The 16,106-nt window shown below is 45.2% G+C and carries 17 protein-coding genes, 1 tRNA gene and 1 pseudogene; 4 read left to right on the top strand and 15 right to left on the bottom strand.

The annotated features are described in order from the left end of the window. The 10 genes and pseudogenes from pssA to rplU form a co-directional block, all read right to left on the bottom strand. Positions 1-447 (bottom strand): CDP-diacylglycerol--serine O-phosphatidyltransferase (gene pssA, locus A2F46_RS10850; protein WP_082783673.1); only part of this gene is annotated, 447 nt, incomplete at its 3' end. A gap of 80 nt (positions 448-527) precedes the next feature. Next, complete coding sequence (gene hflX, locus A2F46_RS10845) at positions 528-1,679, bottom strand: GTPase HflX (RefSeq protein WP_066570378.1); 1,152 nt, start codon at positions 1,677-1,679, stop codon at positions 528-530. Between the two features lie 69 nt (positions 1,680-1,748). Beyond that, positions 1,749-2,513: a phosphatidylserine decarboxylase gene (locus A2F46_RS10840; protein WP_066570376.1), complete on the bottom strand. Its 765-nt coding sequence runs from the start codon at positions 2,511-2,513 to the stop codon at positions 1,749-1,751. 143 nt (positions 2,514-2,656) lie between these two features. Then, on the bottom strand, positions 2,657-2,986 hold the full coding sequence (locus tag A2F46_RS10835; RefSeq protein WP_066570375.1) for a YegP family protein: 330 nt from the start codon (positions 2,984-2,986) through the stop codon (positions 2,657-2,659). Positions 2,987-3,099: 113 nt separating this feature from the next. Beyond that, positions 3,100-4,628 (bottom strand): annotated as a pseudogene (gene ubiB, locus A2F46_RS10830) (ubiquinone biosynthesis regulatory protein kinase UbiB). 89 nt (positions 4,629-4,717) lie between these two features. Further along, complete coding sequence (locus A2F46_RS10825; RefSeq protein WP_066570372.1) at positions 4,718-5,233, bottom strand: hypothetical protein; 516 nt, start codon at positions 5,231-5,233, stop codon at positions 4,718-4,720. Between the two features lie 142 nt (positions 5,234-5,375). Then, positions 5,376-5,825 (bottom strand): copper resistance protein NlpE, encoded by a 450-nt coding sequence (locus A2F46_RS10820; protein WP_066570370.1) that lies wholly within the window; start codon positions 5,823-5,825, stop codon positions 5,376-5,378. Positions 5,826-5,859: 34 nt separating this feature from the next. Then, positions 5,860-6,996, bottom strand: coding sequence for a GTPase ObgE (obgE, locus tag A2F46_RS10815; RefSeq protein ID WP_066570380.1), 1,137 nt, complete (start codon positions 6,994-6,996; stop codon positions 5,860-5,862). A gap of 182 nt (positions 6,997-7,178) precedes the next feature. Beyond that, complete coding sequence (gene rpmA / locus A2F46_RS10810; RefSeq protein ID WP_066570369.1) at positions 7,179-7,451, bottom strand: 50S ribosomal protein L27; 273 nt, start codon at positions 7,449-7,451, stop codon at positions 7,179-7,181. 20 nt (positions 7,452-7,471) lie between these two features. Next, on the bottom strand, positions 7,472-7,780 hold the full coding sequence (gene rplU / locus A2F46_RS10805) for a 50S ribosomal protein L21 (protein WP_156471632.1): 309 nt from the start codon (positions 7,778-7,780) through the stop codon (positions 7,472-7,474). A 243-nt stretch (positions 7,781-8,023) separates the two neighbouring features. Here rplU and A2F46_RS10800 point away from each other — a divergent pair, with 243 nt between their 5' ends. Further along, positions 8,024-8,998, top strand: a complete 975-nt coding sequence (locus A2F46_RS10800) for a polyprenyl synthetase family protein (protein WP_066570360.1) — start codon at positions 8,024-8,026, stop codon at positions 8,996-8,998. Between the two features lie 50 nt (positions 8,999-9,048). Beyond that, a tRNA-Arg gene (locus A2F46_RS10795) sits at positions 9,049-9,123 on the top strand. 220 nt (positions 9,124-9,343) lie between these two features. Here A2F46_RS10795 and A2F46_RS10790 read toward each other — a convergent pair. Next, the gene (locus A2F46_RS10790) at positions 9,344-9,550 is read right to left on the bottom strand and encodes a CsbD family protein (protein ID WP_066570357.1); all 207 of its coding nucleotides are present in this window, start codon (positions 9,548-9,550) and stop codon (positions 9,344-9,346) included. Between the two features lie 474 nt (positions 9,551-10,024). Here A2F46_RS10790 and A2F46_RS10785 point away from each other — a divergent pair, with 474 nt between their 5' ends. Together A2F46_RS10785 and proP are read left to right on the top strand one after the other, a co-directional pair. Continuing rightward, the gene (locus A2F46_RS10785; protein WP_066570355.1) at positions 10,025-10,681 is read left to right on the top strand and encodes a protein-L-isoaspartate O-methyltransferase; all 657 of its coding nucleotides are present in this window, start codon (positions 10,025-10,027) and stop codon (positions 10,679-10,681) included. Positions 10,682-11,385: 704 nt separating this feature from the next. Further along, on the top strand, positions 11,386-12,882 hold the full coding sequence (proP, locus tag A2F46_RS10775) for a glycine betaine/L-proline transporter ProP (protein WP_066570353.1): 1,497 nt from the start codon (positions 11,386-11,388) through the stop codon (positions 12,880-12,882). 541 nt (positions 12,883-13,423) lie between these two features. Here the strand turns inward: proP and A2F46_RS10770 are convergent. The 4 genes from A2F46_RS10770 to A2F46_RS10755 all read right to left on the bottom strand — a co-directional run. After that, complete coding sequence (locus tag A2F46_RS10770) at positions 13,424-14,593, bottom strand: ImmA/IrrE family metallo-endopeptidase (protein ID WP_066570352.1); 1,170 nt, start codon at positions 14,591-14,593, stop codon at positions 13,424-13,426. A 27-nt stretch (positions 14,594-14,620) separates the two neighbouring features. Then, complete coding sequence (locus A2F46_RS10765; protein WP_156471631.1) at positions 14,621-15,271, bottom strand: hypothetical protein; 651 nt, start codon at positions 15,269-15,271, stop codon at positions 14,621-14,623. Positions 15,272-15,447: 176 nt separating this feature from the next. Further along, positions 15,448-15,762: a hypothetical protein gene (locus A2F46_RS10760; RefSeq protein WP_066570348.1), complete on the bottom strand. Its 315-nt coding sequence runs from the start codon at positions 15,760-15,762 to the stop codon at positions 15,448-15,450. 74 nt (positions 15,763-15,836) lie between these two features. Beyond that, positions 15,837-16,106 (bottom strand): hypothetical protein (locus A2F46_RS10755; RefSeq protein WP_231867783.1); only part of this gene is annotated, 270 nt, incomplete at its 5' end.

Here is a 16,106-nt window from a genome sequence, read left to right as displayed (position 1 = left end):
AATGCCGATAAACCATTTTTTGCTGACCTTACCAATCAGCGTATTAAAAAGTGCCAGGCGCAATGCGGCACAAGCACAGTAAATAAATGCCACGGAATAGCCGATTTTGCCAAATTGAAACAGCTGCCATTTGTACGCAATCAAGGCTGGGGCTACACCAAAACTCACCATATCCGCCAAACTATCGAGCTGCTCACCAAATGCGCTTTGGCTGTTGGTCCAGCGCGCCACACGGCCATCCATACCATCCAGCAACATGGAAATGAAAACCGCAATCGCAGCGGTTTCGTAACGGCCATGCATGGATTGGGTAATCGCGAAAAATGCGGCAAACAAAGCGGCCAAAGTAAAAGCATTGGGCAATAAGTAAATGCTGTTGTCCCTCAATCGACCGCGCAATGGTGGTTTAGGGATATCTGCGGAAGAAGTGTATTGATCGTCTGTCATGGTTTTGTCTTTTGTGTCTGTATGATGCCATTCATCACGGCGTGGCCAATCGGCACACCTGCTTTTCTATGGCCTCTGATTCATGTAGCCCATTCAGCCAAGGCCAAGCGCAAATCGGCCAAGCCAGCGCCAGTAGCCACCGAAACGCGAACGGCATATATTCGTCCTTGTCCATCGCGCAACAATCCGGGATGTTGTTCGCTTTCAGGCAACCTGTCGATTTTATTGAAAATGACCAATTGCGGCACTTTGGCTGCCTGAATGTCGGCCAACACGGTATTAACGTCATCCATTTGCCGCTCATATTCAGGATGGCTTACGTCCACAACATGCAGCAACCCATCGGCCAAAGCGGTTTCTTCCAAAGTGGCTGAAAACGCCGAAACCAGCGTGTGGGGTAAATCACGTACAAATCCCACAGTATCGGTTACCAAAACGCTGGCTTGCGGGTTCAAATACAACCGCCGTGCCGTGGTATCTAGCGTGGCAAACAATTGATCTTTGGCCATCACTTCTGCCTTGGTCAAGCGGTTAAATAAGCTCGACTTTCCGGCATTGGTATAGCCCACCAATGCAAAGGTTTTCATGCGGCTGTTTTCGCGACCTTTGCGACGAGTAGCGCGTTGCTTTTGCACTTGTTGCAATTGCTTTTTCAAAGCGGCTATCTTACGCCCAATTAGGCGTCGGTCGGTTTCTAGCTGTGTTTCGCCCGGCCCTTTGAGGCCGATCCCCCCTTTTTGGCTTTGCAAATGGCCATAACCCCGCACCAATCGGCTGGCCAAATGGGTTAGTTGTGCCAATTCAACCTGCAGTTTACCCTCTTGGCTTTGCGCTCGTTGTGCAAAAATAGCCAGAATCAACCCCACCCGATCCAATACCCGGCATTGCATGGTTTTTTCCAAATTGCGCTCTTGCGTGGGCGAGAGGGCATGATTAAACACCACCAAATCGATTCCGTCTTGCGCTACCGTGGCCGCCAATTCTTCTGCCTTGCCTGTGCCCACAAACAAAGCGCTGTGCGGTCTGTCTCGTTGACAACGAACCACGTCCGCGATTTCACCGCCGCTGGCAGACACCAAATCACACGCTTCATCCAAGGCTGCCTGAAACAGCCGCTGCCGCACTTCCGCAGGGCCGCTATATGCCTCGGCGAGCATTACTCCCACCAGTAATACGCGCTCAGGTGGGTGGCGCGTATCATCAGTAGGACTTAGGTGATTGGGCTTGGTCATAACTCTCCAGCAATGTAAATCAGGCTGCTTGGCTACATCAGCACAAACAGCCTGCCGGTATTTTTTGTTTTATGGCTGTTGCAATACCTGCTGAGCAGCCGCATGTGCTTGATCAGCGGCTTGTCCTACCACTATTGCTGTATTTTGCCCATCCACATTGGCAGGATTCGGTTCCGCTATGGGCGCACTCAACGGTAAGCTCGCCAAAACCGTGCTGCTGGCAGAAACTTTATCACCAATGGCCACCAATGGCGTAGCGTCTTCCGGTAGATACACATCCACGCGCGAACCAAAGCGGATAAAACCATAACGCTCGCCACGACGCAGGCTGTCTTCCGCCCGTACATAACACAAAATACGCCGCGCCACCAAGCCCGCTACCTGCACAAACGTGACCGGTCGGCCACTGCGGGTAACTGCCAAAACAGCATTACGTTCATTTTGCACACTGGCTTTATCGACAGCTGCATTTAAAAAACTGCCCTTAAAATAATCCACGCGCTCCACTACCCCGTCGATGGGGCTGCGGTTGGAATGCACATTAAATACATTCATAAACACACTGATTTTTAGAGCCGGCACCGCACGATAAGGGTCTGTGGTTTTTTCCACCACCACAATGCGTCCATCCGCTGGGCTCAATATTGCCTGCGGGTCATTGGGAATTTCTCGCGCAGGATCGCGAAAAAACTGCACCACAAATGCTGTCAGCAACCACAACGGCAAAGACCACCAGCCAGCAAAAAGCGTCGCCAACACACTGATGATGACGCTACCGATGATGAACGGCCAGCCTTCAATGGCAATCACGGGATGGGGATAAAAACGCGCCAAAGCACACTCCTTCAAAAAATCAATTCAGGCCAATTAAGGCGGCCATTATAACCCAACTATGAGAAGGCCCGCCCATGCAACCAACATTTTCAGGCAGCCCAAATAACCGATTCAAGCTGCCTGAAACCAATACCAAAACTTCATTAAGATTCTTCAATAATGCCTGCCGATGGTGCCAGCGCTGCCGTTTTGGTCTGAGCCATTCGGCAGGCAGCTTCATCGGCATGCATCACACTGGTGCCAATGATTTGGCCATTCGACGCAGTGAGATTGAAATACGGCTTACCCGATTTGGCAGTAGCCATGATATAGCGCTTGTTTTCCACCGCATTTTTGCGTACCGACTCAATGCCATTCAAAGCCGACGCCTTGGTCGTATATTGCTCACTGCTGAGCAATGTGTGTCCTTCACTCTTTAAACTGAAATGAAACTGCCCAGCATCATTTTTGTGCAATTCAAATTCGGCCATCATTTGCTCCTTCAACAAAAAAGCGGTTTTAAAGGCAACAGAAAACTGAATAAATACACCAGCCTAGATACTATATGAAAGGATGGAAATACTGTCAAATCACACCGAAGAAAGACTTATTTCAACAACAAAATACCCAGCAACACCAGCGCAATCAGCGCCAACCAAAAATTCTGACGTTGCTGCGTTTGCACCAAATGTATGTATGCATCACGCATTTCCTGCTGGCGTTTTTCATCCACCAACATGCTGAGCTTACGCGGCAGACCAGGCAGTATTTGCGCCCAATCTGGCGCCTCCTGCTGAATATTGCGCCACAATGCCTTCACGCCAATCTGATCATGCATCCAACGTACCAAAAACGGCTTAGCGGTAGCCCACAAATCCAAATCAGGGTCGAGTTGCCGCCCCAATCCCTCGATATTGAGCAAAGTTTTTTGCAGCAACACCAGCTGAGGCTGAATTTCCACATTAAAACGGCGGCTGGTTTCAAACAAACGCATCAACACCAAGCCAAACGAAATCTGCGATAGCGGCTTATTAAAGATGGGTTCACACACTGCCCGCACAGCGGCTTCCAGTTCTTCCGCGCGTGTATCCGCAGGCACCCACCCCGATTCAATGTGGGCCGTGGCTACCCGATGATAGTCACGATTAAAAAAAGCCAAAAAATTGATGGCCAGATAGCGCTTATCGTAATCTGTGAGTGTACCTACGATACCGAAATCGAGGGCAATATAGCGCCCGTCATCGGCCACCATGATGTTGCCTGGGTGCATATCCGCGTGAAAAAAACCATTCTGAAAAACTTGGGTAAAAAAGATTTCCACCCCATAGCGCGCCAATCGCGGCAAATCAATACCTTGAGCACGCAACGCAGCAATGTCGGCAACTGGTGTGCCATCCATCCACGCCAGGGTAAGCACATGGCGTGCGCAATAATCATAATAAACCGCAGGCACAATCAACATGGCGCTATGGGCAAATTGGCGACCCAGCAAACTGGCATTGGCCGCTTCTTTCATTAAATCCAGTTCATCGTGCAAGTATTTGTCAAACTCGGCCACCACTTCACGCGGTTTCAAACGCTTGCCATCGGCAAACAACCACTCTACCCAACGTGCGCCCACACGCATCAATGCCAAATCCTGATCGATAACCCGCTGGATATCTGGGCGCAAGACCTTCACCGCTACTTTTTGACCCACACCACCCTGATCATCAAACAAATAAGCCTCATGCACCTGAGCCACCGAAGCACTGGCCACCGGCACTGGGTTGAAGCGGGCATACAACACATCGATAGGTTGACCCAAACCAGCTTCTATTTGCGCCACAGCCACTTTCCCATCAAAAGGCGGGACATCATCCTGCAATTTCGTCAGTTCACGTGCATAATCAGCAGGAATCAAATCAGGCGGGTAGACAATACCTGGCCAAATTTCACAAAAATCGGCCCCAAGCTTTCCAGTGCCAATCGCAGCCGCGCCGCGGGCGGTAATTCTGCATGTCGCTGACCTGCAGGCAGATGTACCAGCAACTGTCGCAACCACAACGGCCGAATGTGCGCCGCCGCCACGCTTAATAGCCCAAATGCGTATACCGTGCGTACAATCACCCAAAACCGCTTCGGCCACTTCCACATGACAACCCACCCAATGTGCAAAAGCGCTATTGTACGGTAATTTACTGATGCTGACCCAAGCCGCTTCATAACGGCTGCTTGAATTTCAGTTAACCCACGCCCACTGGCTTATCCACACCCAGCCACACTGCTTGGCCCAGTCGACCTGGTGTAAATTCATAAGCCTGCCCAAATCCCAAGATCAAGCGGCCCTGTTGAGGCTGCAAACGAAACAACACAAAATCCGGCAATTGGCGTAATACGTCTACAGTCGCCCCCAGTTTGGCTTTCATGGCGGTTAACACTACATCATGCAGAGCCTCATCACTGGCTACTGGCTGCACTGTAACCGCATAACTCAAACGCGCCCGTGCAAAAACGTTGCGTACTTGCGCCTCTTCCTGCAGCAGCAAAACATCAGCTACGCCAGTGCGTTGCAAACTTTGCGTATGCGGTGCCAAGCCCGACAGCAAAACAAATAAAGCGCCTTCTTCGGCCACAAAAATAAAAGGGGCATAGCTTGCCTGAGCTGCGCCCTGTGTGCCCGTGGTTGCCAATATCAAACCCGGCCGCGTCAACAAAGTCGTAACCTGATTTTGCAAGGTCTCTGTGCTCAATGCAGACATTAGTGACCACCCTAAAAAGTAGTAATAATAATGATTTTTATTACTTAAATAAATACTAAGCGCCAAAAAAGGCTGCCTGAATCAATTCAAGCAGCCTGGGTGGTTACCCGCCATTTTTAACGTGAACGAATAGATAGATGGTCTATTTTATTTTTTTCATGACATAAGCCGCAGCCAAAGAACCTGTTGGTGCAGTACCATCCACATAATATTGCTGTACAAAGCCTTCGCCCACAAAAAATTGACGTGAGTCACCCTCTGCATCCAAGATGACTTTTTGGCCTTCGCCATCCCAAACAAATGTGCCTTGCGCTTTGTCCTCCACTTTGCTGCCCAAATACTGCTGCACCAAGGTATAGGTTAAATTGTCATTCAACGTGAGCGTGGTGCGGATACCGGCACAATCAGCGCATGGCAAAACGCCCTGATATATACCCGACCAATCCAGTGAATTGGCACTATTATGGTCATCCGCTACGGGCAAAACTTGAGCGGGAACAACAGAGTCATTGCGGCCATCATGTGGATTGGGCAAGGCACAAGCCCCTGCAACCAACGTTCCTGCCAATAAGCAAACCTGTTTGAATTTCATCGCTCATCTCCTTATGAATGCATTCCCATCCCACTCATTCTGGCTTCAAAATATCAGTGTCGGTATGGGTAGCGTTGATTTCATCTGTATTTTCTGGCGCAGCTTGCTCTGCCTCTGCACGTTTCACATCCAAATAGCGCTGTATCGCCTGCACCAATTCCTGCGTACCTTGGCGCGTGAGCGCGCTGATCTCAAATACACGCGGTGTACTAACATCAAAAGTAAATTCATCATCGGGCTTCGCCACATCCCAGCCAATATCGACCAAGAATTGAGCCACTTTAGCTGCCCGCTCTTCTTCAGGCAACATATCAATTTTGTTCAATACCAACCAACGCGGCTTCTCATACAAAGCTGGGTCAAACTGATGTAATTCCTGGGTAATCGCCAGCGCCTCCGCAGCAGGATCAACACCCTCATCAAATGGTGCCAAATCCACCACATGCAACAGCAAGCCCGTCCGTGCCAAATGCTTCAAAAAGCGATGACCCAAACCCGCCCCTTCAGCAGCGCCTTCAATTAATCCTGGAATGTCCGCCATCACAAAGCTGTGATTCTCATCCGAACGCACCACCCCCAAACTGGGATATAAAGTGGTAAACGGGTAATCCGCCACTTTGGGCCGCGCAGCCGAAACCGCACTGATGAGCGTTGATTTCCCAGCATTGGGCATGCCCAATAAACCCACATCAGCCAATACCTTCAATTCCAACATCAACGTGCGCATTTCGCCTTCTTCACCCGGCGTTGCCTGTTTGGGCGCTCGATTCACAGACGATTTAAAATGGATGTTGCCCAAACCACCCTTGCCACCTTTGGCCACGCACACACGCTGACCATGATGGGTTAAATCAGCCACCACCTCATCGGTATCGACATCCCGAATCACGGTACCAATCGGCATACGCAACTCAATGTCATCTGCACCACGGCCATAGCGGTCTGCACCATGACCTTTTTCACCATTTTTGGCTTGGTACCGCTTCACAAATCGATACTCCACCAAAGTATTGGTATTTTCATCGGCTACGGCCCACACACTGCCGCCCCGGCCACCATCACCACCATCCGGGCCGCCTCTGGGCACAAATTTTTCGCGCCGGAAGCTCGCTGCACCATTGCCGCCGCGACCACCCACCACCTCAATTTTGGCTTCATCAATAAACTTCATTTGTTTACCTGTCTGCATCTTTCATGTCTTTTCAGGCAGCCCAAACAACGCTTAGGCGGCCTGAAAAGACATGATTATGTCGAAATAATGAACACATTATAAAGGATAAGCCATCATCCCTCAGCCCATCCACAAAAAAGCCCTGCCGAAAGCGACAGGGCCATTCAATATTGGTAAACGAATTATTCGTCAGCACCGGTGTACGGGCGTACATTCACGGTTTTGCGGTTCAACGCACCTTTGATTCGAAATTCCACGTAACCATCTACTTTTGCAAACAGCGTGTGGTCCTTGCCCATGCCTACGTTGTCACCAGCATGAAAGCGGGTACCACGTTGGCGAACAATAATAGAACCAGCCGGAATCAGTTCATTACCGTAGGCTTTTACGCCCAACCGTTTGGCTTCAGAATCGCGACCATTGCGAGAGCTACCGCCAGCTTTTTTGTGTGCCATGTTTTTACTCCTTCAACAATTTAGGCGATTGCCACAATTTCAATTTGAGTGAAATTTTGGCGATGGCCTTGGCGTTTTTGGTAATGTTTACGACGGCGCATTTTAAAAATACGCACCTTGTCATGACGACCATGGGCAACCACTTTAGCGGTTACTTTCGCACCTTCGATAAAAGGCGCACCCACTTTCACCGCTTCGCCGTCAGCAATCATCAAAACTTCATTCAGTTCGATTTGGCTGTCGAGTTCGGCTGGTATCTGTTCTACTTTCAATTTTTCGCCAACAGCAACTTTGTATTGTTTGCCGCCGGTTTTTATGACCGCGTACATACTCAACTCCATAAGGATATTTGGATTAAACACCCACAATCAAATTGTGGAATCCGCGATTTTATAGACTATTGCGTTTTTTGTCAAAAATTGAATGTAAAAACAAGCATCAGGCTAGCAGCAACACCACCCACACCACATCAGCGTTTCTGCAGCACAAAAACAATACTGTTATAATCGTCTCTATTTGACACAACAACAGCACGCGGCCGCTTGCGGCACCGTCTTTGCAGAAAACCACCCATGCTCGACAATCTGCCTTATTTCCAACAACACTTGCCAGAAGATTTGGGCAAAGTAAACGTCGTAATCAATCGTGCCGTGGCATCAGAAGTGGCCTTGATTTCACAAATCGGACAATACATCATCAGCGCCGGCGGCAAGCGGTTGCGCCCCATCATCACCATCTTGGCTGGTAAAGCACTGGGGTATCACCAAGACCCACTCTATTCCTTAGCTGCCATGGTGGAATTTATTCATACCTCCACCTTATTGCATGATGACGTGGTCGATGAAAGTGATTTACGTCGTGGTCGCAAAACCGCCAACAATATTTTTGGCAATGCGGCAGCTGTTTTGGTGGGTGACTTTTTATATACCCGCGCATTTCAGTTGATGGTGGGTTCAGGCAGCCTGAACATTTTGGGCGTGATGGCCGAAGCCACCAACATCATTGCTGAAGGCGAAGTGATGCAATTGATGAACATCGGCAATATCGACATCACCGAAGCCGATTATTTGCAGGTCATCCAATACAAAACCGCCAAATTGTTTGAAGCTGCCGCACAAGTGGGTGCCATTCTGGCGGGCGCCAATGCGCAACAAGAACTGGCATTGAAGAATTACGGTATGCACGTAGGCACTGCGTTTCAAATTATTGATGATATTTTGGACTATTCTGGAGACGTTGAGCAAATTGGCAAAAACGTGGGCGATGATTTGGCTGAGGGCAAACCCACCCTACCATTGATTTACCTCATGAATCAGGGCAACGCAGAAGCAGCTGCTGATGTGCGCTACGCTTTGGAACACGCCGATCGCAATTATTTCAACAAAATCCACGACCATGTGGTGCAATCAGATGCCTTAGCCTACTGCACACAACAAGCGCAGCAAGCAGTCGACCGTGCCATTGCGAGCTTGGCTGATTTACCCGACAATGACACCACTCAAGCCATGCACGATTTGGCTGTGCAATCCGTGGCGAGGTTGGCTTAGAAATAAAATAATGAGCCCTTGCTTTAGCCAAAATTGATTAGCTCATCCACCTCGCCGTAGTTCAACGGATAGAACACATGCCTCCTAAGCGTGTAATACAGGTTCGATTCCTGTCGGCGAGACCAAATACTGATTTCTCTTCACTTCCTGATGCGTCTTCTCCATCAAGCGATGCAAACATGGTGCAGCACCTCAGGCTGAGGCGTGGTTCTGACGAAACATGCCACTCTCTTCATCATGTTTACGCCATTGCACACAGTCATGAGCAATAATAAAAACAAGGCTGCCTGAATGTTCAGGCAGCCTTGTTTATTAGGTAAACAGAAGCTGAACAAACTTCAATGCCTATTTTAGACCGTGTTTACTTTCCCATTCACGCACGGCTTCTTCAGCTTGTTCCTTGGTATACCCATAGCGCTCTTTCACTTTACCCAAAAGTTGATCGCGTTTACCGGCAATCACATGCAAATCATCATCGGTCAATTTACCCCATTGCTCGCGTGCTTTGCCTTGTAATTGCTGCCATTGACCACTAATTTGTTCCCAATTCATGCTGAGCTCCTTTGTTGTGTTCATTAAACGAATGGTGATTTGAAATGATCTGGCTGGATGCCAGCTTATCACCGTCCATGGCTTTACCCTAGCAAGGGCTCCTGATAATCGCAAATACCGCCATCGCCCAAACCCCAAGATTGCTGTGTATTTTTACAATGTAAATTCAACCAAGCCCAGCATGAGACTGGCTACGTGCCATTAAAACAAACTATTTAAAAATCTAACAAAGAAATGTAAACCTTGTATTGGTTGCCTGAAATACCCATTTTTCTGGCGTCATGTTTCGAGAGCACGCAGTGAGAATAGACGGGTAACGCATTTCAATTCCCATAACAACTATGCTACCTACCCCTATTGTCCAGCCACAAAACACTCTATAATTGATGCAATTTTTGCATGCGCCCTACAAAACAAGCGCAATAGACACCACAAGCCGCATTGACGGCATAAGCCAAATAACTCGGAGCAGACATGGATTTCAATACCGCTCGTTTCAACATGGTTGAACAACAAATTCGCCCTTGGGACGTTTTGAATTTTGACTTACTGGATGTTTTGGGCGAAATCCCCCGTGAACGATTTGTCTTGCCACAACAACAAGGCATTGCCTATACCGACCAAACATTGACTTTGGCCAATGGTGGCAAAATGTTAGAACCGAAAGTGGCCGCTCGTCTGATACAAGGCTTAGATTTAAATTTAGGTGATCATGTATTGGAGGTGGGCACAGGGTCAGGTTATGCCACCGCCATTTTGGCTAAACTCGCAGGCCAAGTCACCACATTCGACATCGACTCAGAGCAGCAAAAGCAAGCCGCATTTGTATTAGGCGACTTGGGTTACACCAACATTCATTATCACACCGGCGATGGTTTGGTTGGCGTAAAGTCTGATGCACCGTTCAGTGCCGTTTATGTAGGCGGCTCCATTCCCGTTTTGCCACAAGCACTTTTAGACCAATTGCCAGAAAATGGGCGCTTGGTGGCCATCATTGGTGATGCACCCGTGATGTTGGCCAAATTATTTGTGCGACAAAACAATGCCTTTCATGAAACAGTGCTATTTGAAACCGTAGCTCCGTCGCTACACAGCGCAGCAACACCCACTCCTTCTAAATTTGTGTTTTAATTTTTAAATTAATCGCTCATTTGATTTCAGGCAGCCCAAAAGTCTGCCTGAAACACGTATATGCGAACCCAATCCTGTGCGCAATATTGGCATATACCGCTACAACGCAGCTCAAGGCTGTTTTAGCTCACCCCGATTTAGCCCCACACTGCGGCAATATATTGCCTACTGATTGATTCCTGACGAGCTGAATCCCTTTTCTTGAACACATTGTGACATTTTGTTATTCCAGAAATCAAAATCTACAGCTGTTTTTGCGTCCATAAAATGCAGATTGCAAAGCCCAAGTAACATGATTGCGTGACCACCCCCATCAAGATGCCGAAATTGCTGAAAATAGAATAAGGCCATCGTAAATACAAGCAACATCATCAAAAATAAGTTAACCAGCCAATATAAATAAAAATCTCAAACGCCCCAATCACCGAAAATTTAAAGGTGATTCATCAATAGCAATACCGCTTATTATTTTATATTTACCAATTTTATTGATAAATATTTTATAAATAAATTAATTAATACTTGGCAATATAAATTCAAATATTGAAATAAATGCGCAATTAGAAATACATTTAACCAGAATTAAATTTGATTTTCAGAAGTAAAGGCAATAACATGTTAATTGACTTATTGTGTTTGTATAAATTAATTTATTTATACAAAACACAATAAGCATACATGTTCAACAGCCAGTAGGAGGTTTGATGTCTGATATTAAAGCAGATTTAAATGCAAATAATCCCGTACAAATTAATGATATTACAATAATTGATTCATCAAAAACAAAAAAAGCCATTACGGCGGCAGCCTTTGGCAATACGATTGAGTGGTTTGATTTTGGTGTTTATGGCTATGTAGCTTGGGCCCTAGGCAAAGTCTTTTTCCCTGATGCATCTCCCAGTATTCAAATGATAGCCGCACTGGCTACTTTTTCAGTTCCTTTTATTTTTCGTCCAATCGGCGGAATTATGTTTGGCCTATTGGGTGACAAATATGGCCGCCAAAAAATATTATCCACCACTATCATTTTGATGAGTTTAAGCACTGCCGCCATTGGATTAATTCCTGCATACAGCTCAATAGGCGTGTGGGCTCCCATCACTTTGCTGGTACTCAAAATTCTACAAGGCATTTCTGTGGGCGGCGAATATGCCGGCGCGGCAATTTTTGTAGCCGAATATTCACCTGACCGGCGCCGTGGATTTATGGGTAGCTGGCTGGATTTCGGTTCCATTCTGGGTTTTGTGTTGGGCGCAGGCTTGGTTGAATTCATTCATTCACAAACTGGAACCAATGCCTTTTTAGAGTGGGGATGGCGCATCCCATTCTTTATCGCACTGCCTTTGGGCATTATTGGGCTTTATTTACGCAAACATTTGGATGAAACGCCCGTCTTTGAAGCACACAACGAATCGCAACAAAACAGCACCACAAAAAAAGAAAATGGTTTTGCCAGTATTTTTAAATCGCATAAACGCAGTCTATTGATTTGTGTGGGATTGGTGGTGGCAACCAATGTGCCTTACTACATGATTCTGACTTATTTACCCAGTTATTTCACCCATAATCTCGGCTACGATGCCTCTCATGGCGTATTGATTATATTGGCAGTGATGATAGGGATGTTGTTTGTCCAACCCGTTGTTGGATGGCTCAGTGATAAAGTCGGCAGAAAACCTTTTATTTTTATGGGTAGCTTGTCATTTGTCTTTTTGTCTATACCAGCCTTCTATTTAATTGCCTCAGACAACGTTATTTCTATTTTTGTTGGACTACTGATTATGGCCTTATCTTTAAATGCCATGCTGGGTGTCATGGCATCTACACTGCCCGCTTTGTTTCCAACAGCTATTCGGTATGGTGGTTTAGCCACGGCCTTTAACATCTCAATCATTATTGCCGGTTTGACGCCACCAATCACTTCAGCCTTGGTTGAATACACAGGGATTTTATATATTCCTGCTGTTTACCTGATGGTATTTGGGATACTCGGCGTGATTGTTGCTTGCACCATTAAAGAAGTGGCCAATAAACCATTAACGGGCGGGCTACCCATGGCCAGTGATAAAGCGGAAGCAAAAGAATTATTGGTTGAATACCATGATAATTTGGAAGAACGCATCGAAAACATAGACCAGCAAATTGAGTCTCTTCAAGAAAAACGGCAACACTTGGCCGACAAACATCCGAAAATTGACTAATCAATTGATCCAATGTCATTCATTGAATCATCGCAGTGGGATGATCTGCTCTAATATCCCGCTGCGACTGGGTGTTATCGCTTCTAATCAAACAAGGTTTAATGACCTGGGCCCCAATGCCTTTTAAAACGCCATAATGAATGTGCACGTTTTATATAAGGAGCACATACTTAAATGCCAATGCTTGTATACTCAGGGTATGGTTATTTTGCTTAAATGAACGAGACAATGGTTCTTAGAAACCGAGCTCAATCAAATTGCAGCCAGCTGCCAACTTTAGCAAAAGTACTATCCTGCAATACCAGTCTGTGAAATGAAATGATGGAAAGTTGGCGCACTAAGTGTAAGTCGGCGGCAGTTTTGTCACAGATTTGCATTTTTTATGTCATAGCCGCAGTTTATAATTTTGCAGGATTCATGGCACAAATAGCCTGTTTAAAAATAGGCTATTTGTGCCATGAATTAATTTCTAAATTATAAAAATCAAACGACCCACTGAATATTCCAGTAGGCATTTAATTACATTAAAAATATTATTTTTCTATTTTCTGAAGCGGATGATTTTTGATTTTTTTTCAAAGAAACCTTGAGGCAAATTACAGAGGCTTGAAATATCCTGATTAGACAAGTTAAAAATATCTTTTAATCCGTCCACAGATAAGCCTCCCTCGGAAACCAAGACATCAATAGCATCTGAAAAAAGTTGAGGATACTCGGGCAAAAAAACCTCATCTAACGGTTCTCCTTTAGTCCTCCATCCACGGGCGGAGTAGTTTTTAAAAAGTTGTGCTTTCTTATCATCACTAATTAATTTTAATGAACCTGCCCGCATAATTAGTGCCATAACTGAAACTTTCCACTTTCTTTTTAAGACCAATAACTTTTCCAAAGAAGGGTATGTAAGATGGTATGAAATGCTTTCGGCCGGCATCAAAAAAGCTGACGCAAATAAGTGTGCTTGTTTTTCAATTAAATCGTAGTTTTTTCTAAGGCGCTCTTTCTCATTCTTCTTTAAATTTGGAACTGTATAATCATACTCATTATTAGGGATATTCCGATGTAGAATTATGTGAGCTAATTCATGAGCAGCATCAAACCTGCTCCTCGGAGTATTTTCTTTGTCTGCAGCCAAAAAGACGTAAGGGGTATTTTGAAACCAATTTGAAACACCATCTATGTCACTGCTTCCCAAATTATCTTTTACTACAACCACACCAATAGACTCTAATAGTTCAATCATGTTTGATATAGGAGCTAATCCCAATTGCCAATATTCTCTACATTGATTCGCAATATTTTCAATATCTTGGCTAGAAAGCGTATTATAATTTTCTACATAAATGTCGGTCGGAATATCTAATGGGGTGAATTCTAGCCAGTTATCAAGCTTTTCTTTTATGATGGAGGCCACCAAAAGCTTACTTTTCGCTATATTGCGAAATACTGGAGTACTACGCTTAAGTGTTCGAAAAAAATAGGCTGCGTTGTCTTGAATCTCCTCTGAGTCGATAAACCATCCCATTGGAAAATTTAAAGCAGAACTTACTTTTTCAAGATTAGCAAAGCTTGGAGACTGCTCGCCATTTTCCCATTTTGAAATAGTAGCTTTTGATACTTCGGATATTGCTTCTAATTGGGTTTGATTGTAACCTCTTATCTCTCTCGCAATTCTTAGTTTTTCAGGTATGAAATCTGTAATTCCAACTTTCATAGTACTAACCTCATTAAAATTAAGCCTTTAACCATTATTTTTCTTTTTTAATTTTGGCTTTTTGTATGCAACATTTTTTCTCGGTTTAAATTTATTACCAACACTTAAGTCATAAGCCTCTATTGCTTCAACCAAAGAAAACTTACAAACAGCGTATTTCAAATCTTCAGAAGTCGGAATAATTATTTCTAGCCCGATCAATTTTTTATCAAAAATATTTGCTACCAGTATGCAAAAAAGCTTTCCTCTAGCTTGTTCAAGGGGTGGGCTAAACATATCTTCTATTACTGGGTTTAACCATTCGTTATACGACACTGCTAGATTCTTAAAATATTCACAGTTTTGCCAATTTGTATTTTGATTAACGGCAAAACTTATGACTAATTTATCCTGAATAGCTACAGGATAACTATAATTTCCTGTCGAGTTTTGAAATATCTTGTAACTTAATTTTCGAGATTTAAAAAATTCTAAAACTGATATTTTCAATTGATTTTGAATGTTTTGCCCAAGTGTATTACTAGCAATTTTACGACTATCACAATCATAACTAGCTTCATAATTACCTATAAATTTTTCATAATCAGTTTCCAAAGATTCTTGAATTTCAAATGCACCATCTCGCCCACCTAAGGAATCTATAACATCAATTTTTACCTGATTAAAATCCACATCCATTTCTTTATCCATTCAAGTTTGTAGTGTTAAATGGATTATGTATCATTTTTGTTTCGTTATCAATAGTAAAACCAAGCATGAATCCGCCTGCCTGTACAGGTGGCGGCTTTCCAATGCAGGCTGTATCTGCTGAGGGGCGTGGTTAGTGTTCACGCACTGGCCACGTCGCCGTCTTACTATCGTTCGTCAGAAACTGTACTTACTCCTTTTGGCCTTGATTGTGAATGGCTACCCAGTTCGCTGATCCCAATTCCGGAAATGCCAACATATTCATTGCCGGTTTTTTTATCACTTAAAAGATAAATACCGCGCTCACCGTTGTAAGCCATGCCATCATTAATAATTTGAATACGCTTGACTGTAAACCTGTCATTTTTTCCGATTGTTATCGTCTGCGCCTCTCGCTGTTGTAATGTCCCTGCGCTTGGCTGTTCGTCACAGCCCGCAAGTACAAATGCCGCACAAATGACGACATGCACTATTTTTAGCATCGCTAACTCCTAATATAGGGAACGTGCGGTGTGCCCGTATCGGCACGTCGCCGTCTTTCCATTATTTATGTCTATTATTCGGGGGCGGTTGGCTTATCTGTAATCAAGCCTTTCTGATACTTCAATAATGCTGCTCTGTATTGACGCCACGCTTTGTACCCAGCCTCACCTGTAGCCGTTTCTTCTTCAGAATCGGCAAAATCAATCAAATCTTGATATTCGCTGATTTTTTGAGCCGCTTTATTAAGCAGTTCGATGATTTGTTGCTGTTTTGCTGATGCTTCTTCAGATGCTTTTTGTGCTTCCGATTCTGCTGTCATCGTCCATTGTCCATCAACGAATAC

The organism is Snodgrassella sp. CFCC 13594 (assembly GCF_001590725.1).
Lineage (GTDB): Bacteria > Pseudomonadota > Gammaproteobacteria > Burkholderiales > Neisseriaceae > Snodgrassella.
The sequence above is the reverse complement of the archived record's forward strand: the minus strand, read 5'-3'. Positions and strand labels throughout refer to the sequence as shown.

Excerpts from the sequence above, each read along its gene's own strand:
- A2F46_RS10770 (WP_066570352.1), bottom strand. The coding sequence starts at position 14,593 with ATGAAAGTTGGAATTACAGATTTCATACCTGAAAAACTAAGAATTGCG.
- A2F46_RS10785 (WP_066570355.1), top strand. The coding sequence starts at position 10,025 with ATGGATTTCAATACCGCTCGTTTCAACATGGTTGAACAACAAATTCGC.
- rpmA (WP_066570369.1), bottom strand. The coding sequence starts at position 7,451 with ATGGCACACAAAAAAGCTGGCGGTAGCTCTCGCAATGGTCGCGATTCT.
- A2F46_RS10835 (WP_066570375.1), bottom strand. The coding sequence starts at position 2,986 with ATGATGGCCGAATTTGAATTGCACAAAAATGATGCTGGGCAGTTTCAT.
- obgE (WP_066570380.1), bottom strand. The coding sequence starts at position 6,996 with ATGAAGTTTATTGATGAAGCCAAAATTGAGGTGGTGGGTGGTCGCGGC.
- A2F46_RS10760 (WP_066570348.1), bottom strand. The coding sequence starts at position 15,762 with ATGCTAAAAATAGTGCATGTCGTCATTTGTGCGGCATTTGTACTTGCG.
- A2F46_RS10800 (WP_066570360.1), top strand. The coding sequence starts at position 8,024 with ATGCTCGACAATCTGCCTTATTTCCAACAACACTTGCCAGAAGATTTG.
- A2F46_RS10790 (WP_066570357.1), bottom strand. The coding sequence starts at position 9,550 with ATGAATTGGGAACAAATTAGTGGTCAATGGCAGCAATTACAAGGCAAA.
- rplU (WP_156471632.1), bottom strand. The coding sequence starts at position 7,780 with ATGTACGCGGTCATAAAAACCGGCGGCAAACAATACAAAGTTGCTGTT.
- A2F46_RS10765 (WP_156471631.1), bottom strand. The coding sequence starts at position 15,271 with ATGGATGTGGATTTTAATCAGGTAAAAATTGATGTTATAGATTCCTTA.
- A2F46_RS10820 (WP_066570370.1), bottom strand. The coding sequence starts at position 5,825 with ATGAAATTCAAACAGGTTTGCTTATTGGCAGGAACGTTGGTTGCAGGG.
- hflX (WP_066570378.1), bottom strand. The coding sequence starts at position 1,679 with ATGACCAAGCCCAATCACCTAAGTCCTACTGATGATACGCGCCACCCA.
- A2F46_RS10825 (WP_066570372.1), bottom strand. The coding sequence starts at position 5,233 with ATGTCTGCATTGAGCACAGAGACCTTGCAAAATCAGGTTACGACTTTG.
- proP (WP_066570353.1), top strand. The coding sequence starts at position 11,386 with ATGTCTGATATTAAAGCAGATTTAAATGCAAATAATCCCGTACAAATT.